Here is a 13,876-nt window from a genome sequence, read left to right as displayed (position 1 = left end):
CGCCATCCCTGGCGGCCTGACCTTGCCATCGGGTCTTCGTCTCACCGATTTCAGCGGGGACTCAACCCCCTCGCTGCACGCTCTGCGCCAGGGGGTTACAAAGTTGTCGCTGTGGTTGTCATGCGGGAAAACGAGCGAGTAGCCCCGGTAAGCGGCAGCGCCACCGGGGAGTTTCTTGCAGGAAGAGGTTAGTGACCAACCAGCAGAGCGGAAAGACGTGCCTGCACATCGAGGCAACCGGCCAGCACCAGATTGCCATTGATCAGCCCGTTGTCGGCGAGAAACGCATTACTGGTACCGCCTGCTTCAACGATAAGCAACAGTCCCGCCAGCGCATCCCAGCTATTCATATGCTCCTCATAATAGGCGTGCACCTGCCCGGTGGCGACGTGGGCCAGCATCAGCGCCCCGGCGCCAAACCGGCGATACTCCATACCTGCATTGATCACACGGGCAATCGTGCGGGTGTAGTTTTCCACCGGCGCGCGGCTCGAGCGCCCCATCCCAATAATCACCGTATCCGGATCCGGCTCGCGCAACGTCAAACGCTGTTCGTTAAGAAACGCTCCCTTGCCACGGCGGGCAACGAAAAACTCATCACGATCCGGGGCATAGACAATCCCCAGTTCAATCACGTTATGGCGAACATAAGCCAGCGAAATACACCAGTAATCCATCCCCTGAATATAATTGGTGGTCCCGTCGATAGGGTCGAGCACCCAGGTACCTTGCTCACCCCCTTGCAGACCACTCTCTTCTCCGAGGAAACCATCCTGTGGGCAGTGGCTGTTGAGCCAGCTTTTGACCTCCTTTTCGACAAACAGATCCGCATGAGATACAAAATCCTGGCGAGCCTTTTTATCGACCTGTAACCCCGCGTTACGTAATGCCTGCGCCTGTGCGCCCAACTGGCGAATCAATGCACATAATGACTGTTGCTGTTCTTCCGTCATGGCCTGCTCTTATTGAGATAATGGCGACGTGCGCCGATGAATTAATTGCACATCCACCCATGTCGTGCGCGAAGGCTGTTGCGGATCGTCGGCCCGTTCCAGCAGGCGGGTTAAAGCCTGGCGGGAAATTTCCGCAACATCCTGATGCAGGGTGGTCAGTTGATAACTGTATTGCGCCGTTTGTGGCGTATTGTCAAAACCAATGAGCTGAAAATCGTCCGGGGCGTGTCTGCCACGCTGGCGCATCCCGTCAAGAAAACCGCAGGCGAGCTGCGCATTGGCACAGAAGATGCCCTCAAGATTCGCATCTGCGCTTAAAGCCGCCTGAACACCCCCGTCGTACCCCTCCGTAGGGGCGATGAGCGCCTGCAGATCGCGCGTGGTATCCACACCGAGTGCCTGCAACGCCTGATAAAACGCATCGCCACGCATCCGCCCGGCCCAGGTGGAGTGAGACGTATTGAGCCAGCCGAAACGTCGGCAGCCATTGCCGACCAGTTGCCCGGCGGCGAGCGTCGCGCCGCAGACATTGTCGGAACAGACATAATCCACAAACGGGATATCCGGCTGACGGTTGATGCCCACCACCGGGATCTGTTGCGAAACGCACTCGTTGACCAGTGATTCCGGTGGTTGCCCGGAGGTGACGATGACCCCGGAGACGCGAAACTGGGCAAAGCGGCGCAGCGTGCGGGCCAGATCCTGCTCGCTGCGAATTTCACTCACCAGAGCCTGAAAACCGCGACGCTGGATCTCGCCAAGCAGAGCGTCAAGCAAACTACTGCGAAACGGATCGCTGATGCGCGAGACCATGACCCCAATCAGATGACTGCGGCGGCGATTCAGCCCCTGGGCGAGGAAATTGACCTGATAGCCGAGCTCCTCTGCCGCGCGCAATACACGCTCACGGGTGTCGGGAGAGATACTGCCGTTATTGCTGAGCGCGCGGGAGACCACCGCCCGCGAGACGCCCGCCCGGTGGGCGACATCCTGCGCGGTCACGCTCTGTTTGCGAGGCAGGGTGCTCATGCCGGGCGTTCCTCACCGTCACTCTGGGGCGTATCCAGTGGCAACTGGAGGCCGTCGTGACTGACAAACAGGCCATCCCAGGGCTGACAGGCGGTCTTAAGATCATCGAGTATCGCGTCATAGCAGTGGTAGAGCCCAAAAGCCGGGATAGCCAGTTGCCGGAAAAGCGCCAGACAGGAGGGGAAATCGCCGTGTGAGGCATCGTCGCTGAGCGCGGTCAGTGAAGCGCACTCCTGAAAGGCGAGGTCGGCCCCGGCCATTAACGCGATGGACGCCGCCGTCGGGCGACCGTCGCCGCTATAAAACAGCGTCCGCCCGCCAAAGGTAATGCGAATGGCGCGGTTGGTCAGTTCATGCCGGGTTTTGGCGGTGCGAATATGCCAGTCGTGCCAGTGCCATGCGTCGGTGGTGTCGCGCCAGTCGAGATCGAAACTCAGGGTGGTCTGCGGCCAGTTAGCCAGCGCCGCCAGTTGCATCAGTACCGGGCGCTGCTGTGGCTGACAATAGATAACCAGCGGTTTCTGGCGCGAGAAGCTTTTCCAGTAGTTCAGCAGAGCCGTCAGCCCGACGCAGTGATCCGGGTGGACATGGGTGAAATAGATAACGTCGATATCGTTGATATCCCCTCCGCGCTGCCAGAGTGCACGGGGAATCGTGGGGCCGCAGTCAATCAACCATTGCCGGTTCGCCTCGTCAATGACCCGCAGCGCAGAGGTATTTTGTTCACCGGAGAAAGCGCTACCGCAGCCAAGAACATCGATTTTCATTTTTCCCTCACCAAAAATTTTTTAGGCTTCTGAGCACTGCCCTGGGCCAAACGGACAAATAAAATAGCCTGATGACCAGAGTCTTAATTAAATTGTCACAAATACCCGACAAAGTAGGCTCACATAATGTCGAGTCAACATTGCATTTTTTTTACATTCGAATGAACACGTGTTCATCGGCGTGAAAAAATAAGCAGCGATTTTTTGGGTAGCGAATATGAGTTATTTACAGATAAGCGGTCTTAAAATTAGCTATGGCGATAAGGTCGTGCTGCATAATATCGATCTGCAGGTCGAAAAAGGGGAAATGATTGCCCTGCTGGGCCCGTCGGGCTGTGGAAAAACCACACTGTTAAATGCGCTGTGCGGTTTTATTCCGGTACAAAGCGGGGAGATTGCCGTTGCCCATCGCGATATTACCCACAGCGCGCCAGAGCAGCGCAATATCACCATGGTGTTTCAGAGCTACGCATTGTGGCCGCACCTGACGGTGGCGCGCAATATTGGCTACGGGTTAAAGCTGCGCAAATGGCGCCGCGACGACATTGACCGCCGGGTTACGGATCTGCTGAACATTGTCAATCTCACCGGTCTTGCGGATGTGAAGGTGACAGAACTTTCCGGCGGCCAGCGCCAGCGTGTCGCTCTGGCGCGTGCCCTGGCGATCGAACCCGACGTGCTGGTGCTCGATGAACCCCTGTCGAACCTCGATGCCAAAGTCCGCCTCAATGTGCGTCATGAAATTAAGGCGCTGCAAAAACGCCTCGGATTCACCTCATTAATTGTTACTCACGATCAGCAGGAAGCGTTGGTAATGGCCGATCGTATTGCGGTGTTAAATAATGGCCGAATCGAGCAGATAGGCACCCCGGAGGATATTTATCAGCGTCCGGCAACGCCTTTTGTTGCCGATTTTATGGGGGCCGATAATAAAATTCCCGCAAACGAACTCTTTGCCGTGCTGAATATTTCCCTGCGTACCCAGGGGAAATATTCAGCCGACGATTTCCGTGACCGCACTCTTTATTTTCGCAGCGCCGATGCGGCACTCAGTGCATTAAGTACGGGCACCCCAGAAGAGGGGTTAACGCTCAATGGCGTTGTCGAGCAAAGTGCGTTTCTTGGCAATTTATATCGCCACAGCGTGCGCTGCCAGGATCGACTGTTACTGGCGGATTCAACACAGTGCTGGCCCGCGCAGTCAACCGTCCGGCTCCACGTCCCGGCACCCGCGTTACATATTTTTCCATCATCACAAGCAAGTTGACATCATCGTGTTCATTTTGGGGATAGACCATGTTTATTAAAACGAAAGCTGCGGTAGTGACTGCATTGTTTTTGAGCTACGGCGCACAGGCCGACACCATCCTGAACGTTGCCACAGCAGGCGATCAGAATATGGTGGATTACGTAAAAACCTGGCTGGGGCCGAAATTTGAAGCGGCGCATCCTGGCGTCAAAGTCCAGGTGGTGGGCACCGGTCCGGGCGATGCCGGTTCGAACAAAATCATCGAGAAACTGACCGCGCAAAAAGAGAGCGACGCGAAAACCTGGGATATTGATGTGGCGGTCGTTCACCAAAAAGCCGGTGGCGAACTGGTGGAAAAGGGGCTGCTTGCGAAATACCGTCAGCAGATCAGCACCGGCAGCATGGTGAGCGCGGATAACGCGAAAAATGCCCTCGGCGTGAATGTCGACGGTTACGTAATGCCGATGTTTTTAAGCCAGACCGCTATCGCCTGGAACAGTGAAGCGATCAAAACCCCGCCTGCCTCCTACGATGAGCTGGTGAACTGGGCGCAGAAAAACCCGCAGGCCTTTGGCTATAACGGGATCAAGAATGGTATGTCCGGCGTGAGCTTTGTGGTGGGCTGGATGTACGCCTATGGTACGGATGCTCAGCGTCTGTCCGCACTGCCTTACGACAAAGGCGTGGAGAAAAACTGGAGTCAGGCGTTCGAGAAGTTAAAGGCATTCAACAAGAACGTGACCTTCACGCCAGGCAATGCCGGGACGCTCGATATGCTCAGCCGTGGCGAGATCACGATGGGGCCGGTGTGGGTGGATATGTTCTATAGCTGGAAAGATCAGGGCAAACTGCCGCCGTCCATCAAACTGACGCTGCTTTCGCCGGGTATGCCAGGGCAACCGATGTACTACGTCACCCCGGCAAAGGCGGCAAATCCGCAGCTTGCGCGTGAGTTTATCGAGCTGGCAACCAGCCCGGACGTACAGGCGCAAGGCATTGTGAAACAGTTTAACTGGTACCCGGGTATTGATGCCGAACATGTGAAGCCGAAGCTGGATCCGGCGACCTGGCAGAAACTGTTTGCGGAAATTTCGCCGAAAGCGCTGGCGGATTACGGCAAAAGCTTCCCGATTACCCCTTACTTTGACGACATAAAAGAGGGCTATGAAAGCCAGGTCGCCAATTAATCATACCCGTCATACTTCAAGTTGCAGGTGCGTTGGCTACACGCGTTCACCCGAATCACTTACCGACGTAAGCTCATCGGGATTTACTCGTTTGCCGCCTGCCTGCAACTGGAATTATTGAGGGTATACCGTCAATGTTCAGGCGCGACACGACGTCGCCCTGAGCTTTTTTTCTGACACCAGGTTTTGCTATGCGCCGTTCGTTGAAAAATGTGTTACTGGTCGCGCCTGCCGCGCTGATGATCGCCGTACTCTTTTTATATCCGCTGGGGTTCTCGCTGGTTGCCGCGTTTACTGACGATGCCCGAAAGCTAACGCTGGCTCATTTCAGTAAAGTCTACGCGCTCTATTCCAGCGATATTGCCTTTACGCTGGTGATTGTGCTGATTTCAGTCGCGCTGCTGGCGGTGATTTCCATCACCCTCTCGGCGGTGATCACCTTGTCACCCTGTCGGCCCATTGTGCGGATGCTGGGGTTTTTGTACCGCCTGCCGCTGTTTATCCCCTTTATTGTGGCCGCGCAGATGATGCGCACTTTTCTGGCGAAAAACGGCCTGATGAACAATGCACTGGTGGCAACCGATCTCTTTACGCCGCTGGAGACCGTCTCCTGGCTGGGCTGGAAAGGGATCATCATCACCTTTGTCTGGAAACAACTGGCGTTCGCCACGCTGCTTATCTGCGGCGCGATGGCGGCGCTGGAGCAGTCACAGATACTGGCCGCCCGAAATCTTGGGGCCTCGCGTCCACGTATTCTGTTCGACATCATCCTGCCGCAGGTATTACCCGCCATCGGCGTGGCGCTGGTGCTCTCCACCGTGACCATGATGTCGGTGCTGTCCGTGCCGCTGATGATCGGTGTGGGGACGCCAACGATGATGACCGTGGATATGGCGTTTCGCGTTAACTCCTACGGTGACTATGCCGTGGCAAACGCGCTTGGCGTGGTGTCGCTACTGATTTGTGGCGCGCTGTCATGGTTCTATCTGCGCCACAGTCTGCAACAGAAGGGAGGCGAATGATGAAAGAGGCAATAATGACATTACCGGGAACATGGCTTACGAAAGGGCGCAGGAAACTGAGCGCCAGCCTGCCTCTGCAAACGCTGCTGTTACTTTTTATGCTGCTGGCGATGTTTGGCCCGTTATTGAATTTACTTATCTGGACGGTGGCGGAGAGTTGGTTTTTCCCTCATGCGCTGCCCGGTCAGTGGGGGCTGAAATACTGGTATCAGGTGTTCAGCCCCTATAGTGATGTCTCCGGCTCGCTGCTCACCAGCGTGTTTATCGCCGTGTTGTCGGTGGCCGTCTGCCTGCTGATTTCGGTTCCGGCGGGGTATGCGCTCTCACGACGCGGGATGCCGCTGCGGGTGCTGTTTATGCTGCTGTTTTTGATTCCGCAGGCGTTCCCGAACCTGACGGTATATATGAATATCGCCCGGCTGTTCTATCAGTGGGGTCTCAATGGCACGGTAGCCGGCGTGGTGCTGGTGCACAGCGTACACGGCCTGATGTACTCGGTATGGATTTGCGTGGCGGCATTTTCCGCCGTGGATCCGCTGCTGGCGAGGGCGTCACGGAATCTCGGGGCCGGGCCAGTCTACACCTTCTGGCATATCGTGCTGCCGCAGGCCTCGCCGGGCATTATCGCCGCCAGTATTTTTGTCTTCCTCGAATCGCTCGATGAGTTTACCGGCACCTTTTTCGTTGGTGCGCCGGACATCACCACCTTACCGCTGCTGCTGTATAACGCCAGTATGTCGGGGAACTATCAGGTGTCGTCCATTACCGCCCTGATTTTGCTGGTGCCGTCGCTGCTGTTTATGCTGGTCATTCATAAATTTATGCGCCCGGAGATGTTGTCAAAACTGGGGAAAGGGTAAGCCCGAAATGGCAGGGCGGGAAACGGCCCGTGCCATTGCGCCTTCATCAAATAAATCACTACAATGCAAAATTATTATCGACGACAAATTGAGAATTTATGGAGCGCATCAGTGACATTTCGCTTTTCCTGCGGGTGGTGGATTTAGGCTCCATCAGCGCCGCCGCACGCAGTGAAAATCTCTCTCTGGCGGTGGCCAGCAAGCGAATACAACGCCTGGAGGAGAGCCTGGGGGCCAGGCTCCTCAACCGTACAACCCGGCGTCTTTATCCCACCCCGGAAGGGGAATTGCTGGCATCACAGGGGCGGCCGTTGATCGAGGCGTTAAATGCCCTTGGCGAGAGTTTGCATACCAGCCGCTCCGAAGTGACCGGGACTATCAGAGTCACGATGTCAGCGTCCTTCGGGCGTTTATACATTTCGCCGCTGCTGGCGGAATTTCAGTCGTTACATCCGGACGTCAATTTTGTGGCGCACCTCAGTGATGAAGTGGTCGATCTGGTAAAAGGGGGGTACGACCTCGCTATCCGCATTGGCAATCTTAAAGACTCAAGCCTGGTCGCGCGACGGATCGCGCCAAACCGGCGCGTGCTGGTGGCGTCGCCGTCCTATCTGGCGCGACGCGGTGTGCCGCAGCATCCTGCCGAACTCGAAGCGCATGACGGATTACTGATGACGGACGCCGACGGCAAGCGGGATATCTGGACATTGCTCGCCCCTGGCGAGGGAACCTTTCGGGTAAAAATAAACAGTAAGATCGAGAGCAACTTCGGTGAATTGTTACGTGACGCGGCGGTATATGGACGGGGGATCTCACTCCAGTCTGTCTGGCATGTTGCCGATGATCTCAAGGCCGGGCGCTTGCAGATTGTCCTGCCTGATTATCCGGTGCAGGAGAGTTTTATTCACGCCGTCACACCCACACGCCTGATGCAGACGCCGCGCATTAAGGCCTTTATTGATTTTCTGCTGGAGAAGTTTGCCGAGCCTGCCCCCTGGGAGCGATAAGTCGGGAACAGAAACAGAGCCAGGCTGATTTCGGGTAATAACGCGCTAAATTGCCACGTTTGTCTATTTCTCTTTCTGGATAGGGCAGTCATGACCCGTCCAGACACCTTATTATTTTTGTCACCATAAAACCGATAAAAATAAACTGCCGCTCAACATCCCCTTAAGTCAAATTAAAAAACAATGGCGTTAAAACCTACCAAAAATAAGTAAGTCGTTGTTAAGATTAATCTTAGAGTTAATCGTGAAGCGAATCTCTGTTAGAGATGCCATTATTTTTGACGTAAATTTATTCATAAAGATTATGTTACAAATTCTACGAATTTCTTCACAACAAAGGATGTTTGGCTCATGAAGAGTATAAAACCTGGCGTATTACTGACAGCCTTATTTCTGACCGCATGTGGTGGCGGTGGCGGCGGCGGTGGGGGCGATGACAGAGCGCCTGCGCAAACCACGACACCGGTTCAAACCGATAACGGCAATACCAATACCGGCAGTACACCTGAAACCCCTTCCCAGGCTCCCGCGAGTCTTGCAACCGGCGGGACCCTTTCTGGTTATACCTACACCACGCCGCAAGGGTTTGCCTATACCATGCGTGGTACGGGGATCTCCGCAGGCTATGTGCAAACCCAGAGACTTGTACGCACGGACGGTACGCCCGTTTCGGCAACATCCTGGTGCTGTGGTCGTATGAGCTACACTACATTCGGTACCTGGACAAGTTTCGAAACTGGTCAACATGATGTTTTCTACACTGGTGATGCGACCGCGGTCGCCAATGTACCGACACAAGGCACGGCAACGTACGTTGGTAACGGCCTGCGTGAGAGCAATCGTAGCGATGCCACCTTCAATATTGATTTTGGCGCCAAAACCATCAACGGAAACATTGCCGCCAGCGATACCTTCGGCAGTGCAGTGACGATGCAGGGCAACATTGCTAACGGTGGTTTCTCCGGCAATGCGCAATCAGGCGGGCAGAACGGGACGTTTGTTGGTCATTTCAACGGCCCGGCAGCACAGGAATTGGGTGGTCTTGCCCAGTTCGCCGACAGCAGCAAAAACGCCTCCTTTGGTGCAACACGCCAGTAAATATGTTTCCGGCCAGCCCGCCTGGCCGGTGATTTTCTGATGGTAAGTAATTTATGAATGTCTTGCGTATTGGGGCACTGAGTGTGCTTTGCCCATTTGGTGCCGCCTTTGCCGCACCGCCAGAAACGAACGCTATTCCCGCCGCTCCCCATTTTGAACGTCTGACGACACCGGATACCTCCACACCATCCCGTGGAAAGACGCGGCATGTGACAAACGTTCAACTGGCTGAACAGCCCGCGCTGGCGATGGCGTTGCTCGATCAGGCCGTGCGGGACGGGCAATGGCAGGTAGTCAGCGCGATTTTGCCGGTTTACGAGGCGTCGCCAAACCCGGATAACACGCTGATTCACTTCGCAAAAGCGGGGCTTGCCCGCAGTCAGGGCAATTATGCTCAGGCCATTGACCATTACCGTGCCATTCTCAGCCTGCACCCTGAATTTGCCGCGGTGCGGCTCGATCTGGCACGCGCGATGTTTGAAAATCATCAGTATGATGCGGCGGAATATCAATTTCGTCGGGTACTGCAAAGCAGCCCACCGGATAATATTCAACGTGTTATTGCGCAATATCTTGAACGCATTCAGAAAGGCAACGCGCTAACGGGGACGTTGAGTGTCAGCTATCTCAACGACAGTAACGTGAACAATGCGTCTTCAGGCAAAACGATCCGCGTTGGCGACCGTCTGTTTATCCGTAATAAAGACAGCTTCCCGCAACGGGGAGAGGGGCTGTGGTTTAGCGGTGCGATGCAAAAGGATGTGCAGCTTTATGATCAACACGGGCTGCGCTTTCTGGCTACCGTGAACGGGAAAAGCTACTGGAATAACCACAAGTTTGATGACATCACCAGCCGTCTCTATGCCGGATATCAGTGGCGCGATTTCCGCCAGCAGTTTGCGCTGCTGCCCTTTTATGAAAAACGCTGGTACGGCACCGAGAATTACTCCTCTGGTCCGGGCGTGCGTGCAGAGTACAGCTATCTGTTGTCGCCCACCTGGCAGGTGAGTCAGGCGCTTGAGTATCAGAAATTGTCTTACGATGATGATGCTTACCGTTTTCTTCGCGGCTATAACCGTTACACATCAACGACGTTATCCCATGCATTAAGTAGCCGGGTTTCCACCTATGCGGGCATCGATTTTCTCGATCAGCAAACTTTTGTTAAAAGCGAGTCCAGTCACCGGGTGGCCATACGTGGAGGAATACAGGTGGATTTACCCTGGCAGATCTCGTTTTCTGCCGGTTCAGCGTTTGCGCGCCGGGACTACCAGGCCGACAGCGAAATCTTTGCTACCCGCCGTAAAGATAGCGAACAGATCTATAACCTCTCGGTCTGGCATCGCGATCTCTATTTCTTTGGGGTGATGCCGAAACTGAATTTCAGCTATAAGCATGTGGACAGTAATATCGACTTTTATGACTATCGCCAGCGAAATATGACGTTGTCACTTGATAAAAATTTCTGAATATCTGCACGTTAAACGGTAATAGCGGCCACATCATCGATTGCACCGATGTCGCCACAGGTTCTGCAATCGGCTTAATAGGTACATTGTTCTCTCCCCGGTAAGCGCCGGGGAACCGGCCCCGTGTTTTTCACCGTCACGGTGAGAAGGTGAGTGTTACAATACCTGGCCGGTAAAAAATAATGTCGCGCCCATACTGGCAATAACAGCATGCTTTTTATTAGCGATTGGCTAATCCCATAATCTCGAAATTTTGTGATGTATGTCGGTAATACAGAAAATGATTTCCTCCCTATAAAATGATTGCCCCCTGATATGTCGCAACATTCCTATTTCAGTAAAGCGTTAGCAAAGAAGCCCACGATTTCAGGTGCTGAAACGTGTAATTCATGAGTCCCGGAATGAATAATCCTCTGGAGTGCATAGCCACCGGTAATGCCATCATCACCATGACCTGTACAGACTGACTGCATCCCCGGCCTGTCTGGGGTTTGAGGCGGTTGGCGTTATTTCTATTGTGGCGTAATAATATTTTTTTATTTTCTTATGGCAAAATTAAAATAGTGAGGCTAACGTTTGTAAGCATTTTTATTTATTTTATTGCTTGCCATAGTTTGCATTTTAATAAATAAAAATAGGAGAAAAGTATGATATTTTTTTATTTCGTCATGCATTTGTAGGTCTGGTGTATTTATTAATTTTTCGTCATATTGCGGCAATAAATTAATGAAATGCTCACTTTCGATATAAAGGTGCAGGGATGGTTATGGTTACTCTTCATCGGCGTGTTAATTCAGTGAAACGGTTTAAATCAGGAACCTGCTTATTTGCGGTGAGCATGATGTTGCCATTTTTCGCCTATGGCGCGAACCCTGCCTACGATGAGCTGATTATTCAGGCACGAAAAGGGGATCGCCAGCCGCTGCTGACGTATCTCACTGCCCGCGAGCAAACTGCGCCGCTGACGCCAGAGCAAGTTGCCGACTGGCTACAGGTATCCGCTTGGGCAGATAACGATGCACAGACGCTGGAAGTATGGGGCCGCTATCAGGACAAAATGGTCATTCCGGTCCGCGGACAAATCGCCGTGGCACGCGCCCTGCGCAATCTGAAAAAGTGGGATGAATCACTGAATGTCTGGGAGCGCGTTTTACGTGAGGAGCCCGACAACAATGACGCGCGAACCGGATGGATAATGACCCTCGCCGATGCCCGGCGTAACGAAGAGGCCATTACCGCCGCACAGCAGTGGGCAGAGCAGTCTCCTGGGCCGGAACGCGATGCGCTGCTGGCTTATGTTTACAAGGCGCAGGGTAAAAACTGGGATGCGTTACTCGCCGCGACCCGCGTTGATGCGGATTCACCGGCAAGCAAAAATGTGGTGCCGACACTGTTGTCTGCCATGACGGCTAACCGGATAGCCGGCCCCGCGCTGTCGCTTTACGAGCGCAACCCGCAGTCCGATGCGATCACCCGCCAGCTTGAACTCGATGCCGCCGCCCAGACAGTACGCGCGGCGTTTACGCCCGCCCGCAACGAAGAAGAACGTTATCTGGTGGCCGATCAGGCGCTTGCCCGCTATGACGCCTTCATCGCTGCCTGGAAAGATAACCCCGAGGCGCAAAAGGATGTGCGGCGCGCCAGAATCGACAGACTGGGTGCCCTGGTGATTCGCAAACGCAGTGCTGAGGTCATTGCCGAATATGAAGCGCTGGAGGCCGATGGACAACACGTCCCCAATTATGCCCGGCGCTGGGTTGCCTCTGCCTGGCTTGCCGAGCGACAGCCTGATAAAGCGGAATCAATGCTGGAAGCGGTTTTCTACCCGCATGGCCCTGTCGCGGTGATGCCGCTCACCATGGATGACCAGCAAGACCTTTTCTATGCACGTCTCGACAATAATCACTTCGATAAAGCAAAGCAGCAACTGGACACCTACATCAGTAAAAGCCCTTACTTCATCTATTTCGAGGGTTCACCCACACCGCAACCTAACGATAACTGGCTGCTCGGTCAGTCATTGCTTATCGACTATTTCACGGCAACCAATGACTTAGCTGCCGCACAAAAACAAGCGCAAACGCTGGTGAGCAAGGCTGCGGGTAATCAGGATCTGCGTATTGCTTTAGCGTCGGTCTTGCTGGCGCGGGGCCTCCCGCACGCGGCAGAACGCGAACTTAAGCTTGCTGAGGTCATTGAACCCACCAACCTGGCGCTGGAGAGACAGCAGGCCTCGACGGCGCTGGAATTGCAGGAGTGGCGGCAGGCCAATGAACTGACCAGTGATGTGGTCGCACGCAGTCCCGATGATTTCGCCACCCGTCAGCTCGAACGCCTGCTGGCGGTACACAATAAAGCGGAGCTGCGTATCAGCGGCACGCAGGGGATTTCGTCGGACAGCCCCATTAGCGGCAAACATGATTTCACCCTGAACACCACCCTGTACAGCCCGCCCATAAACGATAACTGGCGACTCTTTGCGGGCTATAACTTTGCCAGCGGTGAGTTTGAAGAAGGCAAGGGGATTAACCGCGATATTGGCGCCGGTGCGGAGTGGACCTCACGGGATAACTGGGCCGAACTGGAAGTGTCCGGGCATAACTACGGCGACGGGCAGAAAGTCGGTGGACGCCTGTCTGCCTGGCACGATTTTAATGACAACTGGCGGGTGGGTGGTTCGGCGGAGCGGTTATCGCGTAATACGCCGCTGCGTGCGTTACGCAATGGCGTAAGTTCCAACGGCGGCGACCTTTGGCTGCGTTGGTATCACAATGAACGTCGCGAATACCATTTTTCACTGGCGGGCGCCCATTTTACGGACGGCAATGATCGCCTGGAGTACGGCATCAGCGGCAAAGAGCGGCTGTGGACCCGGCCGCGTTTTACGCTGGATTTCATCCCCGCCATCAACGGTAGCCACAACAGCAAAGACAATGCGCCTTATTACAACCCCAAACGTGACGTTTCAGCCGTTGCGGGCCTGCGCGCGGAGCACGTGATGTATCACCATTACGATACCGTCTGGAAACAGCAGTTTATCGTAGGCGCGGGGGGCTACTGGCAACAAGGACACAATAGCGGTGCCATTACTCAGCTTGGCTACGGGCAGCGCATTCAATGGAATAACGTAGTGGATGCCGGGGTGACGCTCTCCTGGGACAAACGTCCTTACGATGGCAAGCGTGAGCGAAATATCGCCCTCGCTTTTGATCTGAATATCAGATTTTAAGGACAC

12 protein-coding genes are annotated in these 13,876 nt (G+C 54.5%); 9 read left to right on the top strand and 3 right to left on the bottom strand.

From position 1 onward, the window contains the following. Window positions 1-192 (top strand): hypothetical protein (locus ABIB59_RS17490; protein ID WP_354036333.1); only part of this gene is annotated, 192 nt, incomplete at its 5' end. On the opposite strand, the gene ABIB59_RS17485 is transcribed toward ABIB59_RS17490, so the two are convergent. Genes ABIB59_RS17485 through ABIB59_RS17475 form a run of 3 tightly spaced genes read right to left on the bottom strand, consistent with a single transcriptional unit; the run spans window position 189 to window position 2,749 of the window. After that, a complete protein-coding gene (locus tag ABIB59_RS17485; protein ID WP_354036331.1) occupies window positions 189-953 on the bottom strand; it encodes an inositol monophosphatase family protein in 765 nt (254 codons plus the stop codon). The two genes, ABIB59_RS17490 and ABIB59_RS17485, sit on opposite strands and share 4 nt — an antisense overlap. A 9-nt stretch (window positions 954-962) precedes the next feature. Continuing rightward, entirely contained in the window at window positions 963-1,982 is a 1,020-nt protein-coding gene (locus tag ABIB59_RS17480; protein WP_222555903.1) for a LacI family DNA-binding transcriptional regulator, read from the bottom strand. Continuing rightward, window positions 1,979-2,749 carry an MBL fold metallo-hydrolase gene (locus tag ABIB59_RS17475; RefSeq protein WP_354036329.1) on the bottom strand — a complete coding sequence of 257 codons (771 nt, stop codon included), beginning with the start codon at window positions 2,747-2,749 and terminating at the stop codon, window positions 1,979-1,981. Before ABIB59_RS17475 ends, ABIB59_RS17480 begins: the two co-directional genes overlap by 4 nt. A 217-nt stretch (window positions 2,750-2,966) precedes the next feature. Here ABIB59_RS17475 and ABIB59_RS17470 point away from each other — a divergent pair, with 217 nt between their 5' ends. The 8 genes from ABIB59_RS17470 to pgaA all read left to right on the top strand — a co-directional run bounded on the left by ABIB59_RS17470 (window position 2,967) and on the right by pgaA (window position 13,870). Beyond that, the gene (locus ABIB59_RS17470; RefSeq protein WP_354036327.1) at window positions 2,967-4,016 is read left to right on the top strand and encodes an ABC transporter ATP-binding protein; all 1,050 of its coding nucleotides are present in this window, start codon (window positions 2,967-2,969) and stop codon (window positions 4,014-4,016) included. A gap of 29 nt (window positions 4,017-4,045) precedes the next feature. Continuing rightward, window positions 4,046-5,185 (top strand): ABC transporter substrate-binding protein, encoded by a 1,140-nt coding sequence (locus ABIB59_RS17465; protein ID WP_039079275.1) that lies wholly within the window; start codon window positions 4,046-4,048, stop codon window positions 5,183-5,185. A gap of 191 nt (window positions 5,186-5,376) precedes the next feature. Next, complete coding sequence (locus ABIB59_RS17460; protein ID WP_071194900.1) at window positions 5,377-6,207, top strand: ABC transporter permease; 831 nt, start codon at window positions 5,377-5,379, stop codon at window positions 6,205-6,207. Next, complete coding sequence (locus ABIB59_RS17455) at window positions 6,207-7,067, top strand: ABC transporter permease (protein ID WP_354036373.1); 861 nt, start codon at window positions 6,207-6,209, stop codon at window positions 7,065-7,067. The genes ABIB59_RS17460 and ABIB59_RS17455 overlap by 1 nt, the downstream gene beginning before the upstream one ends. 98 nt (window positions 7,068-7,165) lie before the next feature. Beyond that, the gene (locus tag ABIB59_RS17450; RefSeq protein ID WP_071194901.1) at window positions 7,166-8,074 is read left to right on the top strand and encodes a LysR family transcriptional regulator; all 909 of its coding nucleotides are present in this window, start codon (window positions 7,166-7,168) and stop codon (window positions 8,072-8,074) included. 351 nt (window positions 8,075-8,425) lie between these two features. Then, complete coding sequence (locus ABIB59_RS17445; RefSeq protein ID WP_079496586.1) at window positions 8,426-9,172, top strand: Slam-dependent surface lipoprotein; 747 nt, start codon at window positions 8,426-8,428, stop codon at window positions 9,170-9,172. Between the two features lie 53 nt (window positions 9,173-9,225). Continuing rightward, on the top strand, window positions 9,226-10,641 hold the full coding sequence (locus ABIB59_RS17440) for a surface lipoprotein assembly modifier (RefSeq protein ID WP_335202132.1): 1,416 nt from the start codon (window positions 9,226-9,228) through the stop codon (window positions 10,639-10,641). Window positions 10,642-11,407: 766 nt separating this feature from the next. Continuing rightward, on the top strand, window positions 11,408-13,870 hold the full coding sequence (gene pgaA / locus ABIB59_RS17435) for a poly-beta-1,6 N-acetyl-D-glucosamine export porin PgaA (protein ID WP_079496822.1): 2,463 nt from the start codon (window positions 11,408-11,410) through the stop codon (window positions 13,868-13,870). Window positions 13,871-13,876 lie beyond the last annotated feature (6 nt).

The sequence above is a fragment of the Citrobacter sp. UYEF32 genome (genome assembly GCF_040546205.1).
Taxonomy (GTDB): domain Bacteria; phylum Pseudomonadota; class Gammaproteobacteria; order Enterobacterales; family Enterobacteriaceae; genus Phytobacter; species Phytobacter diazotrophicus.
The sequence above is the reverse complement of the archived record's forward strand: the minus strand, read 5'-3'. Positions and strand labels throughout refer to the sequence as shown.